The sequence below is a fragment of the Butyricicoccus sp. AM27-36 genome (genome assembly GCF_003480945.1).
GTDB lineage: Bacteria > Bacillota > Clostridia > Oscillospirales > Butyricicoccaceae > Agathobaculum > Agathobaculum butyriciproducens.
On the sequence record NZ_QUJR01000003.1, the window covers coordinates 126,087 to 139,920 of the forward strand.

General features: G+C 44.8%; 13 protein-coding genes. 7 read left to right on the forward strand and 6 right to left on the reverse strand.

Features of this window, described 5'->3' with window-relative positions; genetic code table 11:
- The 3 genes from DW724_RS05745 to DW724_RS05755 are packed head-to-tail and all read left to right on the forward strand — an operon-like array spanning position 1 to position 4,094.
- Positions 1 to 2,136: a CD3337/EF1877 family mobilome membrane protein gene (locus DW724_RS05745; RefSeq protein ID WP_158580225.1), complete on the forward strand. Its 2,136-nt coding sequence runs from the start codon at positions 1 to 3 to the stop codon at positions 2,134 to 2,136.
- Complete coding sequence (locus DW724_RS16375) at positions 2,136 to 3,170, forward strand: lysozyme family protein (protein ID WP_118760934.1); 1,035 nt, start codon at positions 2,136 to 2,138, stop codon at positions 3,168 to 3,170. Before DW724_RS05745 ends, DW724_RS16375 begins: the two co-directional genes overlap by 1 nt.
- A gap of 18 nt (positions 3,171 to 3,188) precedes the next feature.
- Positions 3,189 to 4,094, forward strand: a complete 906-nt coding sequence (locus tag DW724_RS05755) for a conjugal transfer protein (RefSeq protein WP_118760935.1) — start codon at positions 3,189 to 3,191, stop codon at positions 4,092 to 4,094.
- Between the two features lie 135 nt (positions 4,095 to 4,229).
- Here the strand turns inward: DW724_RS05755 and DW724_RS05760 are convergent, their stop codons facing one another.
- The 6 genes from DW724_RS05760 to DW724_RS15425 form a co-directional block, all read right to left on the reverse strand.
- Entirely contained in the window at positions 4,230 to 5,378 is a 1,149-nt protein-coding gene (locus tag DW724_RS05760) for a hypothetical protein (protein ID WP_118760936.1), read from the reverse strand.
- A gap of 580 nt (positions 5,379 to 5,958) precedes the next feature.
- Positions 5,959 to 7,059: a stalk domain-containing protein gene (locus DW724_RS05765; protein WP_118760937.1), complete on the reverse strand. Its 1,101-nt coding sequence runs from the start codon at positions 7,057 to 7,059 to the stop codon at positions 5,959 to 5,961.
- A gap of 101 nt (positions 7,060 to 7,160) precedes the next feature.
- Entirely contained in the window at positions 7,161 to 7,790 is a 630-nt protein-coding gene (locus tag DW724_RS05770; RefSeq protein ID WP_118667912.1) for a copper amine oxidase N-terminal domain-containing protein, read from the reverse strand.
- A gap of 144 nt (positions 7,791 to 7,934) precedes the next feature.
- Positions 7,935 to 9,200, reverse strand: a complete 1,266-nt coding sequence (locus DW724_RS05775) for a sensor histidine kinase (protein ID WP_118760938.1) — start codon at positions 9,198 to 9,200, stop codon at positions 7,935 to 7,937.
- Positions 9,197 to 9,883 carry a LytR/AlgR family response regulator transcription factor gene (locus tag DW724_RS05780; protein ID WP_118760939.1) on the reverse strand — a complete coding sequence of 229 codons (687 nt, stop codon included), beginning with the start codon at positions 9,881 to 9,883 and terminating at the stop codon, positions 9,197 to 9,199. Before DW724_RS05780 ends, DW724_RS05775 begins: the two co-directional genes overlap by 4 nt.
- An 11-nt stretch (positions 9,884 to 9,894) precedes the next feature.
- Positions 9,895 to 10,149 carry a helix-turn-helix domain-containing protein gene (locus tag DW724_RS15425; RefSeq protein ID WP_147358643.1) on the reverse strand — a complete coding sequence of 85 codons (255 nt, stop codon included), beginning with the start codon at positions 10,147 to 10,149 and terminating at the stop codon, positions 9,895 to 9,897.
- Positions 10,150 to 10,433: 284 nt separating this feature from the next.
- On the opposite strand from DW724_RS15425, the gene DW724_RS16380 reads away from it, so the two are divergent.
- From DW724_RS16380 to DW724_RS05800, 4 genes are all read left to right on the forward strand, one after another.
- Positions 10,434 to 10,670 (forward strand): accessory gene regulator B family protein, encoded by a 237-nt coding sequence (locus DW724_RS16380; RefSeq protein WP_118760940.1) that lies wholly within the window; start codon positions 10,434 to 10,436, stop codon positions 10,668 to 10,670.
- A 228-nt stretch (positions 10,671 to 10,898) separates the two neighbouring features.
- Entirely contained in the window at positions 10,899 to 11,612 is a 714-nt protein-coding gene (locus tag DW724_RS05790) for a LytR/AlgR family response regulator transcription factor (RefSeq protein WP_118760941.1), read from the forward strand.
- Positions 11,613 to 11,614: 2 nt separating this feature from the next.
- Entirely contained in the window at positions 11,615 to 12,937 is a 1,323-nt protein-coding gene (locus DW724_RS05795) for a sensor histidine kinase (protein ID WP_243105696.1), read from the forward strand.
- 136 nt (positions 12,938 to 13,073) lie between these two features.
- Positions 13,074 to 13,829 (forward strand): hypothetical protein, encoded by a 756-nt coding sequence (locus DW724_RS05800; protein ID WP_118760943.1) that lies wholly within the window; start codon positions 13,074 to 13,076, stop codon positions 13,827 to 13,829.
- Positions 13,830 to 13,834 lie beyond the last annotated feature (5 nt).

A 13,834-nucleotide genomic window follows, 5' to 3' on the forward strand; every position in this document is an offset into this window, starting at 1 on the left:
TTGAAAGTTCAGAAATTAGCCATTACAGCCTTTGTTGCGGTTGTGATGGCTTTTCTATTTCTCAATCTGTTCACGGTGCAGGCGCACGCCGCCGGACTGCTGGACGAAACCATTGATACGGCGCACGAGTTCAGCAGGTATCCGATTGATAACTACCAGCTTGATTTTTATGTTGATTCTTCGTGGGATTGGCTGCCGTGGAACTGGCTGGATGGTATCGGCAAAACAGCACAGTATGCAATTTACCTGTTCACGAATTTTCTGTGGACACTGAATCTTTATATCAGCAATGCTGTCGGCTACCTGATTCAGCAGGCATATGACCTCGACTTCATCAGCAGCGCTGCAAGTGCAATCGGCAAAAATATTCAGTTGATTGCGGGCGTGTCAGCCAGCGGATTGGACAGCATGGGCCTGTTTCCAGGCATGATGGCGATTGTCACGCTACTGGTCGGCGTGTACTGCACTTATGCTGGTTTAATCAAACGCGAAACAACGAAAGCGTTTCATGTAGCGCTGAATTTCGTCGTTGTGTTTGTGGTGTCGGTCGGGCTGATTGCCTATGCGCCGTCCGCGATTAGCGGAGTCAACGAGTTTTCGAGCGACATTAGCAATGGGATTGTCGATGTGAGCGCGAAAATCCTTGCGCCGGACACGGCAGGTGAGAACACCGGCGTTTCTGCGATTCGGGATTGTTTGTTCGGGATTCAAGTGAAACAGCCGTGGCTTATCATGCAGTTTGGCGATTCGGATGTGGAGAATATCGGAGAAGAACGGGTAAACAGCCTGCTCGGCACTTCGCCGGACGAAAACCGCGGCAAAGACCGAGAAGAGGTCGTAAAGTCGGAACTGGAAGATTACGACAACGGCAATTTGACTGTAACCGAGGTGACAAGCCGTTTCGGCCTGTCTGTGTTCTTCCTGATTTTCAACCTGATTGTGTCGGCGTTTGCAATTATGCTGACAGGAAGTATGCTCCTGTCACAGATTTTGTTTATCATCAGCGCCATGTTTCTGCCGGTGAGCCTGTTAATCGGCATGATTCCGGCGTTTGCCGGAACGAGCAGGCGGGCGGTGATTTCGCTGTTCAACACCATTATGCTGCGCGTAGGAACAACGCTGCTGACCACGTTTGTGCTGGTGCTGTCCTCGCTGGCATACACGATTGCTAACGGCAAGCCGTTCGTGGTGGTCGTGTTGCTGCAGGTAATTGTGTTTGCGGGCGTGTATATGGAGCGCGACAAACTGCTCGGCATGATCGGTCTGCGTGATGAGGGCACGGGTCGTGTCGGTCGAGCCATGACAAACCGGCCGCGCCGGACGATCTCTCGTGCTGTGAGAAAGGCATTGCCGTTTGCGGCAGGAGTCGGAGTGGGAAAACGTTCTGCACAGCGTCGCGCCGTGCAGAGCACCCAGCGGACGGCTTCGACCTCTGCTAACCGTGAAAGTGCAAGCCGTGAAACCGTTCAGCCGGAAAAGAAGAATCTCGGTCAGAGAGTAGGGGAAACGGCAGGCAAGATTGCAGATACGCCATCTCGTGTGCGGGATAAGGCGGCAGAAACCGTGCAAAAGGTCAAGGACGCACCGACTAATGCGGAATATGCTGTCCGCAGCAATGTGGAATCTGCACGGGAAAGTGTGCGGGAAACCATGCAGAAACGTCGAGAAGCGCGTGCTGCACAGATGGAATCTCGTAGAACTACCACTGCAAGCCGCCGGGAGCAGTTATCTCAGCGAAAAAGAGAACGCAATGAGGGTAATACGGAGAAGCCCAGAACGGAAAGCACTCGTGTTGCACCAAAGGAGCGCCCAACTGTTCCCAAACAGCAGAAAACCGAACCGGAAAAGCCGTCTGTACCGCAGAATCGACCTCGGTCGGAACGGATTGAACCGACACCCAGACAGCGGGAAGATCGTCCGGCGGTCAAGGACAAGCCGCAGACTGTGGTTGCAGACCGCAAGCCGGAACGCCCGGCAGAACGTCCAACTGTACCAGATAAGCCGAAAGCACGATATACACCGACTATGCCGAAAGGACTGGATGAAGAAACCTTTGGTGCGGAGTTCAAGCAACGGAAAACCAGAAAAATCATGCGCAAACAGCGGCGTTCGGAGAGCCGAGGTGAGCGCAAGTGATGAAAAAGGCGGCAATGGCAGGTGCCCTGGGCTGCGGACTGCTGATTGCTTTACTTCTGTCGATGTTTCTGATTATTGCTTCGGATGATGAGAGCGGCGGAAGCGGTTCGGGTTTGTACATCGGCGTGAATCTCTCAGCAGAAGTGCTCGCGCATCAACCCATGGTAGAGAAATATGCGCGGCAAAACGGTATCAGCGATTATGTCTATGTCCTGCTTGCTATTATTCAGGTGGAAAGCGAGGGCAAGCTGGAGGACGTTATGCAGTCCTCGGAATCTGCCGGATTGCCGGTGAATACGCTCGGCACAGAGGACAGTATCAAACAGGGCTGCAAGTATTTTGCGGAACTGGTAGCGAAAGCAGACCGGCTCAGTTGTGATATGGACGCCATCATTCAAGCGTACAATTACGGCAGTGGCTTTCTGGATTTCGTTGCGAAAAACGGCAAACGATACACTTTTGAACTGGCACAGGAGTTTTCTCGTCAGCACTCCGGCGGCGTAAAAGTTACTTATAAAAACGAGATTTCTACGCCGATCAACGGCGGCTGGCGGTATAACTACGGCAATATGTTCTATGTCAAGTTGGTAAAACAATATCTGACACTTACAGGCGGTGATGCGCTCGGAACGGACGCACAGAATCGCATTGTCGAGGTGGCGCGAAATTCAGAAAAGTACGGTATTTCGGCTGCTGGCGGATATTGTGAAGCATGGGCGGAAGAAGTTTACCGAAAAGCGGGTGTATCCATCGACAAGCATTGCTGTGCAGGCAAAAATCGTGCGCTGTACACGGTCGGAAAGTCCAGCAAGAATATTCCGCTCGGTGCGATGGTTTACAATGACCCGGCGGTATACCAGTCCCGAACGAACGACACTTGCGGACGAAATGCGGGTCACGTCGGCATTTACATTGGCAACGGTCAGATTATTTCCAACATCGGCGGCACTACTATCGACACCGTAGAGGGTTGGACGGCGTACTATGGTTTCGGCGGCTGGGGCTGGGGCGGTGCTGTGGTTGCACAGAAATAAGACAAAGGAGAACAAATTATGTTTCAGAAAAAGACAGAAAAACAGCAGAAACCAAGGAAGTTGTGTATCTACACGGCAAACAGCCGCAAGCCGGCGGTGATTGCACTGTGGCTGCTGTTCGTCTGCGGATTTGCGTTTGCGGTATATAAGAATTTTACCGCAATCGACACACATACCGTTCACGAAAAGGAAATTGTTGAGCGCCGTGTGGAGGATACCAGCGGCGTGGAAGCGTTTGTGCGGAACTTTGCGAAAACCTACTATTCATGGAGCGGTAACAAGGATTCCGTGGCACAGCGGACTGACACGTTGACCGGCTATCTGACCGAGGACCTGCAGCGATTAACGGCTGACACCGTGAAAAGTGACGTTGCGGTTTCTTCGTCCGTACAAGACGTGCAGATTTGGTCGGTGGAGCAGAATGGCAGTGAAAACGATTTTGCGGTCGTGTTCACGGTAGCGCAGACGATCTCGGACGGCAAGAAAAAAGACACTGTATCCAGCGTGTACAAAACAGCCGTCCACAAGGACGATAATGGAGATATGGTCATTACGCAAGCGCCGACGATCACCGGCAAGCCTGCAAAATCTAACTACACGCCAAAAGCCGCAGAACCCGACGGAACGATTTCTGCGGCTGAGAGCGAAGATATTGCGGATTTTCTGATTACCTTTTTCACGCTGTATCCAACGGCGACAGAAAAAGAGCTGTCTTACTATGTCAGTGGTGGTTCTATGCCGTCGGTAAAGTGCGCGGACTATGCGTTCAATCAACTTAAAAGCACGGTGCTGAACAAGGACGGCGATACCGTAACGGCAACTGTGGCGGTGGAATATCTGGATACCATCACGAAAATGACGCAGATTTCGCAGTTTGAGCTTGCACTGAAACGGGGGGATGGGAATTGGAAAATCGTCGGGTGATGTATGCGTTTGTACGGGGAAAAGTAGCAAGTAACGAAGTGTGAAAATCGAATACCGAAGAGGAAAAAGGCTCGTCGCAGAATGTTTCGATTCTGAGACGAGCCTTCTATTCTCGCGGTGGCGAGCGCAGAAATTTTATGATGAACTTGATATTTTTATACATGGATACTTAGTTTCTTGCGTTTGTGTATTTGTTTCACACCAAACCAGATAATCTTCATCAAAAGGATATAATACATAATCAATTAGCCCAGAAACATTTTCGGACAAATCCAATACTTTATTGGTTGTTATATCCCACACATAAAGTGCATTTCCAGTAATCGGACGCCATGTTATAAAATCGTTTGAAGATTGCAGTTCAGCAAATTCTAAGGTGCTGTCAATATTGTTTGGATATAATTTCGTGGTGGCGTCTATCTGTTTTGACCATTTCTTATGAGCGAAGTCATAACAGTATAACGATTCTGATTTTTGCGGCTGCCACTCCGAAACGCCTACGATAAAAGAGTTTGTGATGCATATTTCCTGCAACGGTTCGGGCGGCTCGATACACATACGTTTATGTTTTTCTATGTCATATGTCCAAAGGGAACTGCCATTAGAATCAAATTTTAGATAAACAACATTTTTGTCATTCACAGACGATGAACCAAAAGTGGTTTGCATGGAATCTGCTGTATCTGCAATTTCCAATTTATGATTGTTCAAATCATAAATTTTTATTGCAGGGTAAATACCATCTTTATTAGCTGTATAGCTGGCGTAAACAACAAAGCTGCCATTTACCGAAAGCGACCACGGGTGCGGGTCAAAATTCCGTGTTTTAGGGAAGAAATCGTTTTCGCCGTCTACGAATATGATTTCTCCTGTACGCAGGTCAGCCGCGTATACAGCCCAATTTTCACCAATAGAACTTCCTACACGCAGTTCGGCGTCTTGGCTCTCGGACCAGACAAACCAATTATCCTTATAATCAAAGGTTGTCATGGTGCCGTTTGTTTGCGTGTCCAATTTAATAAGTTCCTGTTGCTCTTGGGTATTTAAGTCAACCGACCTGATATAGTTATCAGTGTAATTTTTATATAATATCTCATGGTCGGATTTGTGACCGATATAAATGCTTTTTTCAAAATCGATATAATCTGATAAGATTACTGCGGTTTCGGTGTATGGTTCAATGGAAGCAGGTAAACTTTTGGTTTCGCGCTCTTGATAAAAATACAGACTGAATATAGTTACTACAGCTAATAGAATACATGAAATGGAAAGGTTCTTTTTCATTACTTTTCTCCTGTAATAGCCATTATAATTTATCACAAATATAGCGGGTAAGACTATAAAATGCTTTACAGTTATTGTGAAAGATAATCGAGTATGTAAATTGTTTATTTCATATTTGCATTATACCATTAAAAGTGGAATTTGTACTGAAAATGCAAAGTTCAGTATGATTTTTGCAGTAAAATGCACAGATGACGAATGGCGTTTTGGAAAGCTGTTGTCTGTTGTTTTACATTTTTAAAATAATCGCTACGGTATATTGATTATTATTCGTTGCGTGTTATGGATTTCTTGATTATCTTTTTCATATTATAGCCGACGGCAACCTAAAGGACTATCTTACTATGTTAGCAATGATTCCATGCTTACATATATAGTCAGCCAGCTTAAAAGTATAATGTTGAACAGGCATAGCGATACTGTAATGGTAACTGTGACAGTAGAATACTGGATAATGTTATGAAAATGACGCAGATTTCGCAGTTTGAACTTGCGCTGAAACTGGTAGATGGGAATTGGGAAATTGTCGGATAGATAAAAAGCTGAGGTAATCCTCAGCTTTTTATGGTCTTGGTTTGCATTAAAAAAGTCTATCCATGTTCTGCCGCAGCATACGAACCATGCGTTCGCAGTCCAGCATAGTATTATCAGCGCCGAACATGACAGCGGTCTGGTCGACCACGCTCGTATCCGGATTGCTGCTGCCGAGCACGACCCGCCCGTTCTTCACGCGGTCCATCACGGCGTCCGCGTTATCGATGAGGAAATCCAGTTCGTTCATCAGGCTGCTGTTGTAGTAGCGGATCGGATTCTCCTGCTCGGTCATGCCGCTGCGGATGGTCTGCGCTTTGCGCTTGATGGAGTCCAGCGCCGCCATGGCGGTTGCCTTATCGGTAACTACATAGTCGGTATAGCCGCCGTTTTTCACCGCAGACGCACAATTCTTGATCTTCTGCGTATCCGTCCGCATATCAAGCAGCTGCTTCATGAGATTTGTCGCGTAGGTTTCCATTTCGGCACGCTTGCTGTCACTCAGCGGCATGCGCAGGAAGATGGCGTTCACGTCATTCTCCGCCTTGGCACTGTACCACGTTACGTCCATGCCGGTCAGCTCACCGATGTTGCGCAGCGGCAGATAGATGGAATTCTGGTAAAACAGCGGATAAATGGTCACGCCCTTCTGGTTTTTGAAGGTCTGCTGTTTGCCGTCCACGAGCACCTTCACGCCCTTATCGAGCGTAGCCGTGCCGGTCGCACCGACATATTTCACGCCTTCCTTGTGGTACGCATCGTCATCCGCACACGGATACGACTTTTCCGTAGTACCCGACAGGAACACCGTGCGCGATGCACCGTCCCACGAGATATTTTTGCCCATCCAGCGGCCAACCGTGCGCAGCGGCATGTAGGTTGAGCCGTTGTAGCTCAGCGCCGTGTAAACCGTCTTGCCGTCCTCGCTCGGGAAGGCAGCCGGAATGCCCTCTGCATAAATGTCCGCGCTCTGTGGATTGGTTTTTACGGCGGTGCGAACCTGTGCCGCAGTCTGCGCTGCAGCCTGCACCCCCGCCTTGGAAATCACGGTGGTCTGCACATTTGCTGCGCCTGCGCTCATCATCAGTGCGGACGCCATCAGGCAGCCTGCAAGTGTGCCGCTCATCATTTTTTGAAACTTATTCATCATCGTATTTTATCCCTCCATATGCAAGTGCACTCTCGATGATTGTCACCGAGTTGGTGTGACAACCATTTCTTCCTTTTATTATCTGGTGTATGAATGATGGTTTAGAAACCGCTTGCAAATTCATCAATCAAGAACTGGCTGCCGACTTTTTTGACATAAATCAAGCAGGTTGTGTTGGTTTGATTAGGGTCATACACCGAGTTTGCGGCGGGTTTCATTGCAAAAGAACACTCAAAAACGAGTTTCTTTTCTCTTGCGGAGTAATCACCGTTGTAGGTGCAGGATTTCAACTTTGCCTCTTTCATACCGAATACGCCGGAGCTGTAATCAAAACCTGCGGCATCGCCGGTACACAACGCAGCCATCTTCTGATATTGCTTATCGCCGAACAGTGTAAAGAACTCGCTGATTACATTTTCAGCAGCTGCAACTTCGTTGTCCGAAAAGACAGAATCGTTGATGAAAACCGAACTTGTGCTGCCCTGCCATGTAACCGTCTTACCCAGCCATTCGCTGACGGCACGTATCGGCACATAAGTCGTACCCTGATAGATCAACGGTTCTACCACCTTGCCATTTACATCGGTAGCTACCTGTTTCTGGCCGTTCAGGTAAATGGTGATACCTCCATAGGTTGCAGTGATCTTGCGGCCATTGACTGCGAAAGCAATCGTACCCAGCAACAGGCAGCAAATCAGGCCGATAATCGGGATGCGAAAACGCTTTTTCATATGAACTACCTCCTTAAACGATTTGTGTATCTGTATTATACATCGTGCAGAAAAGCACGCAATAGGAGTGCAGAGTTTGGTAGGTCTGGTGCAGTAAAATGCACAAAGAAAGGACGACAGCTTTTAAAACCGTCGTCCATGATTTTACAAATTCAAAATAATCTCTACAGTATATAGATTATTCTCTTGATTGATTTGCATCGTGCCGCCAATTTGTTCTACTGTGGAACTGACGTTTTTCAGCCCATAACCATGAATACCCTCGCGTTTCTTAGAAGAAAATTCTGGGTCATAGGGATTGGAAATGCGGTAATACAGAATACTGTCCTTTTGTCTTAAAGTTAAACTTACGATTTTAGGCGTATCGGCAGATACACCGCTGCACGCACGAATTGCGTTATCCAATGTATTTCCGAGAATAACACTTAAAACCAGCGGGGACAAGGCAAGCTGAGGGGAAACAAAAACGTCGATTTTTAAAGTAATACCAGAAAGCGAGGATTTTCCCAGTGCATCATTCAAAATTGCGTTAATAACCGGATGGTCTACATCAACGATTTTGCTAAGCGAATTAAATGATTTGGTAATGGTTTCGAGATATAACTCTGCTTGTGATACATCACTGTCCTTGACTAATGCAGTAACAGCAGTTAATTGCTTTTTTATATCATGCCACAGGCTTCGCGTTTGCTCGTTAGCGGATTTCATCTGTTCGTAATAAGACAGCTGAGTTTCGAGTTGCTGTTCAGCCAAACGCCGCTGCTGCTCGTTTTCGTAATTTGTACGAATAGATCGCATATATACGAAGAATACAATGTTGATGTACAAAATTCCGGCAATAGAAAGTGTTAATAATATTAAAAGAAAGTGCGATACGGTTCCGACCAATTCCAATGATACAATGCAGATAAATACACTGACGAGCTGGCAGGTCGTCAGTGGGAGCAATTCTTTGAATGGAATATCAAGTAAACCTTTTTTGCCGAACAGTGTGACAATAAAAAGAATGAGCAGCAAGTTTATCAGCTTTGCAAAGATGATAAATATGCAGCGTGCTAACCCCTGTCCGAGGATAACCGTTCGTGAAATGCCGGAGAGATAAAAAGGATATTCACATATTACGTCAACCAACACACTGAGGGTTATAAATGCTGTTGAAGTTAAAAGTGCCTTGCGAACAGTGGATTCAAAAATCGCATATGTTGATACACTGATAATGCTCCAGCTAAGTAGGATACGAAGTATACCCGGCATAGGGATACAGCTCATCACGATAATAAAAATACCTACAAGCAAGTATAAATGTCCTTTGTATTTAGTGCTGCGATATTTTGAGTAAAATCCAGATGCAAAAAGATAGAGTAGAAAGGTGTCTAATACACCACTGAGGGCTTCAATTAGCAAAGTCATATGTTTTCCCTCGCAAACTTTGTAAAAGCTGCAATGACCTCTTTCTTTCGGTTTCTGCTGATTTTGATCAGTTGATGGTTCTGCATTTCTACATCGTCTTTTGTTATGCGAACTACATGATGCAGATTGATTAGGAAACTGGCATGAATACGAAGAAAATTTGCAGATGATAATTGTGGTTCAACCTCTTTTAAGCTCAATCGAGTTTTATAAATCTGCTGCTGTGTATGAATGAAAAGCATATAATTACGGGACTCGAAATACAGAATTTCTTGTGCAGGGATACGATACAGTTCGCCATTCGAGGAGAATGAAAAATACTGCGGAATGATCAGACGCAAAGCGCGCTTGAGAACCTCATAGAACTTTTCCTCATTAAGAGGTTTTACAAGATAATGAAAAGCCACGTCATAACCACGAATCGTATATTCGGTGCTCTTGGTTACAAAAACAATAAGCGGTTTTGCGCTTCCTGACATAAGTTCTTCTGCAGCATCAAAGCCATTTGTATCATCCATTTCAATATCCAGAAAAATCAATGGGAAAAATGTCGTTTTTGCTGCTGTCAACAGTTCGTCTGCTGACGAAAAAAGGACAATAGATAATTCGGGGGCATATCGTTTGACTAATGCTTCGATATTGAGCCGTTCCTGATCTTCATCATCACAAATTGCAATTCGCATAAATACTCCTGTTAAAAATCACATCTCGAAATAAGTTTTAACATTCCAAGGGCTAATTGTTGCTGTTTCTTTGAGAGTTTGGAATAGAGTTGTGCGTATTCTTGCTTCAGTTTTGCGCTTTCTTCGAGTGTTGATGTGCAGAATAAAGATTGTACATCAAGCTCTAATGTTTCAATCAACTGTAATAAAACCGGATAAGATGGATAACTGAGCCCGCGTTCAATTTGGCCGATGTATCCAGCGGTTTTCCCGATTTTTTTCAGCAAGACGTTCTTGCGTCAATCCTAACTCTTTACGTTTGACTTGAATAATTTCTCCAAGACCTATCATCTATAATCACCTCAGGTATAGCGATACTATTATTTTAAGTAGTATAGATACCAATTAGAAGCGATTTATACTATTATTTTATAATAGTTATACTATCTTTTCAACTAATTACTGCAAAAACGGGACTAAACTCTGCAAGGACATTGAAATACATCAAGGGCTCGATATAATAAGGAATATCAGGTATAGTGAAGTGAATAAGCGAGAATAGAGTATTTTTATGAAGAAGTTTGTCGATTCTTATTGTAATTATCTCAAAAAGAAGGGGATTATTGTATCGGATGAACAATTGGAAATCTGTGCGTACGGTTTAGAATTGATCGTTTCGGCAATTCTGAATATTGTAATTTTGGTAATGTGCTCATTTGTACTACATGAAGAAAGGTACGCGGATCGCGGTCAACAATGTATCCTAATTGCTCCTGTGTCATTCCGCTGGCTTCTCTTGCCCGCTTAATGGCAAGGCCGATCCCGTGAAAGTTAAATCTGCGTTCGTCCCGTTCAATTTTCATAGCATCACCACCTAATGTAATTTTACATTTCGGGTGTTATTATTTGAACAATGTATAATTTCATTTGCCTGACTATCTGATTTCGCTCTCTTTGCTGCTTGTACCTTTGGGCGAAAAAGATTATAATATAATTGATTTGTAAAATTCAAAGATAATAGTGGAGAACCATCATAATGAGTAAAATATTATTAGTAGAGGATAATCCAGATGCAGTAAAAAGGATAATCCGATATATCAATAAAATATTCGCTGAATTGGACGTGGTTTCTTTTCCCGAAGCAGGCGATGCCCTGCAATATGCAAAAGCGAACGATGTTTCCCTTTTTATCCTTGATATTCAGTTAGAGGACTATAAAGGAACCAGCTTAGCAAAGCAGCTCCGCGAATTGCCTGAATATAAATATACGCCGATTATTTTTGAAACGGCATTGGCAGGAGAAGAACTTTCAGCTTATCGAGATGTGAAGTGTTACAGTTTTCTTGTAAAGCCATTTGGCGAAGAAGAATTTGTAACGGCATTTCGTGACGCGTTGGGATTGTCTAAACAGATGAGCCAACAAGCAAAAACCATTCAGATTGAGCAAAAGCAATTTATCTTAGAATATGTTACACAGGATATTGCCTATATCGAAGCCTTTGGAAAAAAACTTGTGATCCATACCAGTAGCCGTCTGTCCGGCATCAAAGAAGATACGATTTCCGGGTACACTTTGTCTGGTTTATTGGCGTTGCTTGATGATCCAGCATTTGTTCAGTGCCATAAGAGTTATGTCGTGAACAAATCCCATATTGAGAAAATTGACAAATCCGAGCGGAAGATTTTTCTGAAAGGATTTACAGATACAATCCCCATCGGAAATAAATATCAGGCCGAATTATGGGGGTAAACATGAACTTTCTAATGAATCTGATACAGTTAGGATTGGATGTGGGAATACTGGCTCTCTGCTGTGAAGCCGTTTTCCGGCAAAAATCAGAAATAAAGGCAAAAGATTTTTTCATTTTTCCCATTCTTCTTGTTCTTTGTGTTGTACCGAGAGTGGATTTTTCTGTCGGAGCAAATATGACGGCATCTTTCCGCAGTGAAGGCTTTGAAATACTACCAGCAGACAATATTGTTGGATTGCTGTTTTTGATTTTTGCAGTATTGTTGTTGAGCAGTATTTTCTTCGGCTCCAAATCCAGCGGAACGGTTTTCTGCGGCACAATGGCGGCCTTCTCCATTTTCCTGTTCGTCAAATGCCTGTGCGCGGTTCTTTTTGCTGTCTGCGGAGCTACGGATATTTTACTCCTGTTGGGCAGCCGTATAGCGGCGTTGTGCCTTATAGTCGTACTGGAGTTCACGCCACTTTTCGGCTTGATCCATCAGCTCGTCCAAAGAAGCGATTTCACAGTTCTGATCGTATCTGCCAATATCGCTGTCCTTCTCATGGCAGTGCTTTCTATCCTCTCTTTTGATGTGGATAGAATTCTTTCCCATCTGTGGGTGATTATAATTCTGATCCTTGCGGTGTTGCTGCTGGACAGTATATTGCTGTTCCTACATCAGCGTCGGACGCAGGAGCAAAAGCGAATCCACATGATTGAGCAGTATGTGCCTATTGTAGAAGAATTGATCTCACAGGTTAGGGCAAGACAGCATGAATTTAATAACCGGATGATGGCGATTGAAGCTGTCGTTACCTCTGCTGATACTTTAGAAGAAGCCCGGAAAGAAGTGACGGCTCTCACGGGAAGCATTGGAATCAGTCTTAATGACCGGGAACTGCTCTCATGCGACAGCAAAATGATTGCCGGGATGCTGTTTGGAAAAATAAAGCAGGCAGAAGTGGCAAATCTTCACATAGAATTATCCTTACACGGTCTTTTCAAGAAAACCGTCACCCCGGAAACAGAATGGATCGAGGCCATTGGAATTTTATTGGATAATGCAATCGAAGCTTCACCGAAAGGAAGTACAATTTTTTTATCCAGTAAGAAACAGGGCGACTTTCTGGAATTGACAGTTTCCAATCCAGCTCCGCCGCTGTCAAATACTGAATTTATGGCCTTGTTTGGAAAAGGCGTAACAACAAAGGTAAGTCGGGACGGCCACGGATTTGGCCTGTATAATATCCTGCGCATGACGGAACGGTATCATGGGAAAATCCTGGCCCGCAATGAATCCATTTTGAATGAAAATTATGTTGTCTTTGGCATACTCATGCCATGAGAAAAGGGTATGAACGAGGGTTTTAAGGGAACGAAATTTATCTTGTTCCCTTAAAACCCTCTCTTGTTTCCGGCCTATTGAAGCGCCCGAAAGAGTTCGATATACTGGGAAAAACAAAGAAAGGGATGAATGAAATATGATAGGCCTTGTGAGAAATGAGTGGAAAAAAGTTTTTCTGCCGGTGCTATTGACAACGGTTCTTCTGGCAATCGCCATGAGTGTGTTGTCCTGCACAATTTACCAAAATTATGTACTGCACTACGATTTAGAGGCATGGGAAGTTGGAACAGAACTGTTTTCTCTGCTTTATCCGCTATTTGTTGTGGTGCCGCTATGCTGGAATTTGTATTACGAGCGCAAAAACAACTTCCTGCTCTATGTCATGCCGCGAGTGAAAATTAAGAAGTATCTGACTGCCAAATGGATTGCGTATGCGCTGGGAACCCTTTGTATTATTGTGATTCCTTATATACTATCGGCGGTGTTTGCCCTCTATGTAAAAACGCCCGTGGTTCCTTTCGTTGAAAATCCGTTTAGCCATATATTTGAAAACGCATTTATAAAGGCCCCGCTGTTATATGCAGTTGCCCTATCCCTTTGGAGGGGCATAGTCAGCCTTTTTGTAATGACCTTCGGATTTGTCCTCGCTTTATACTGCAAGAACATTTTTGTAATCCTTACCGGACCGTTTATGTATTCCATTTTAGAAAATTTTGTCCTGGCTATTCTCCGCTTGGAGAGACTGCGACTGGTCGTAGCTTTTGATCCCGCAACAGTCGATACAAAGGTCGTATCGATCTCCTCTTTCCTCTTTGGCCCGATTGTTTTAAGCATTGTGATTGGCCTGACAGCGTTTCTTCTTTCTAAGAAAAATGCTGTCGTAACCATTTAGGAATC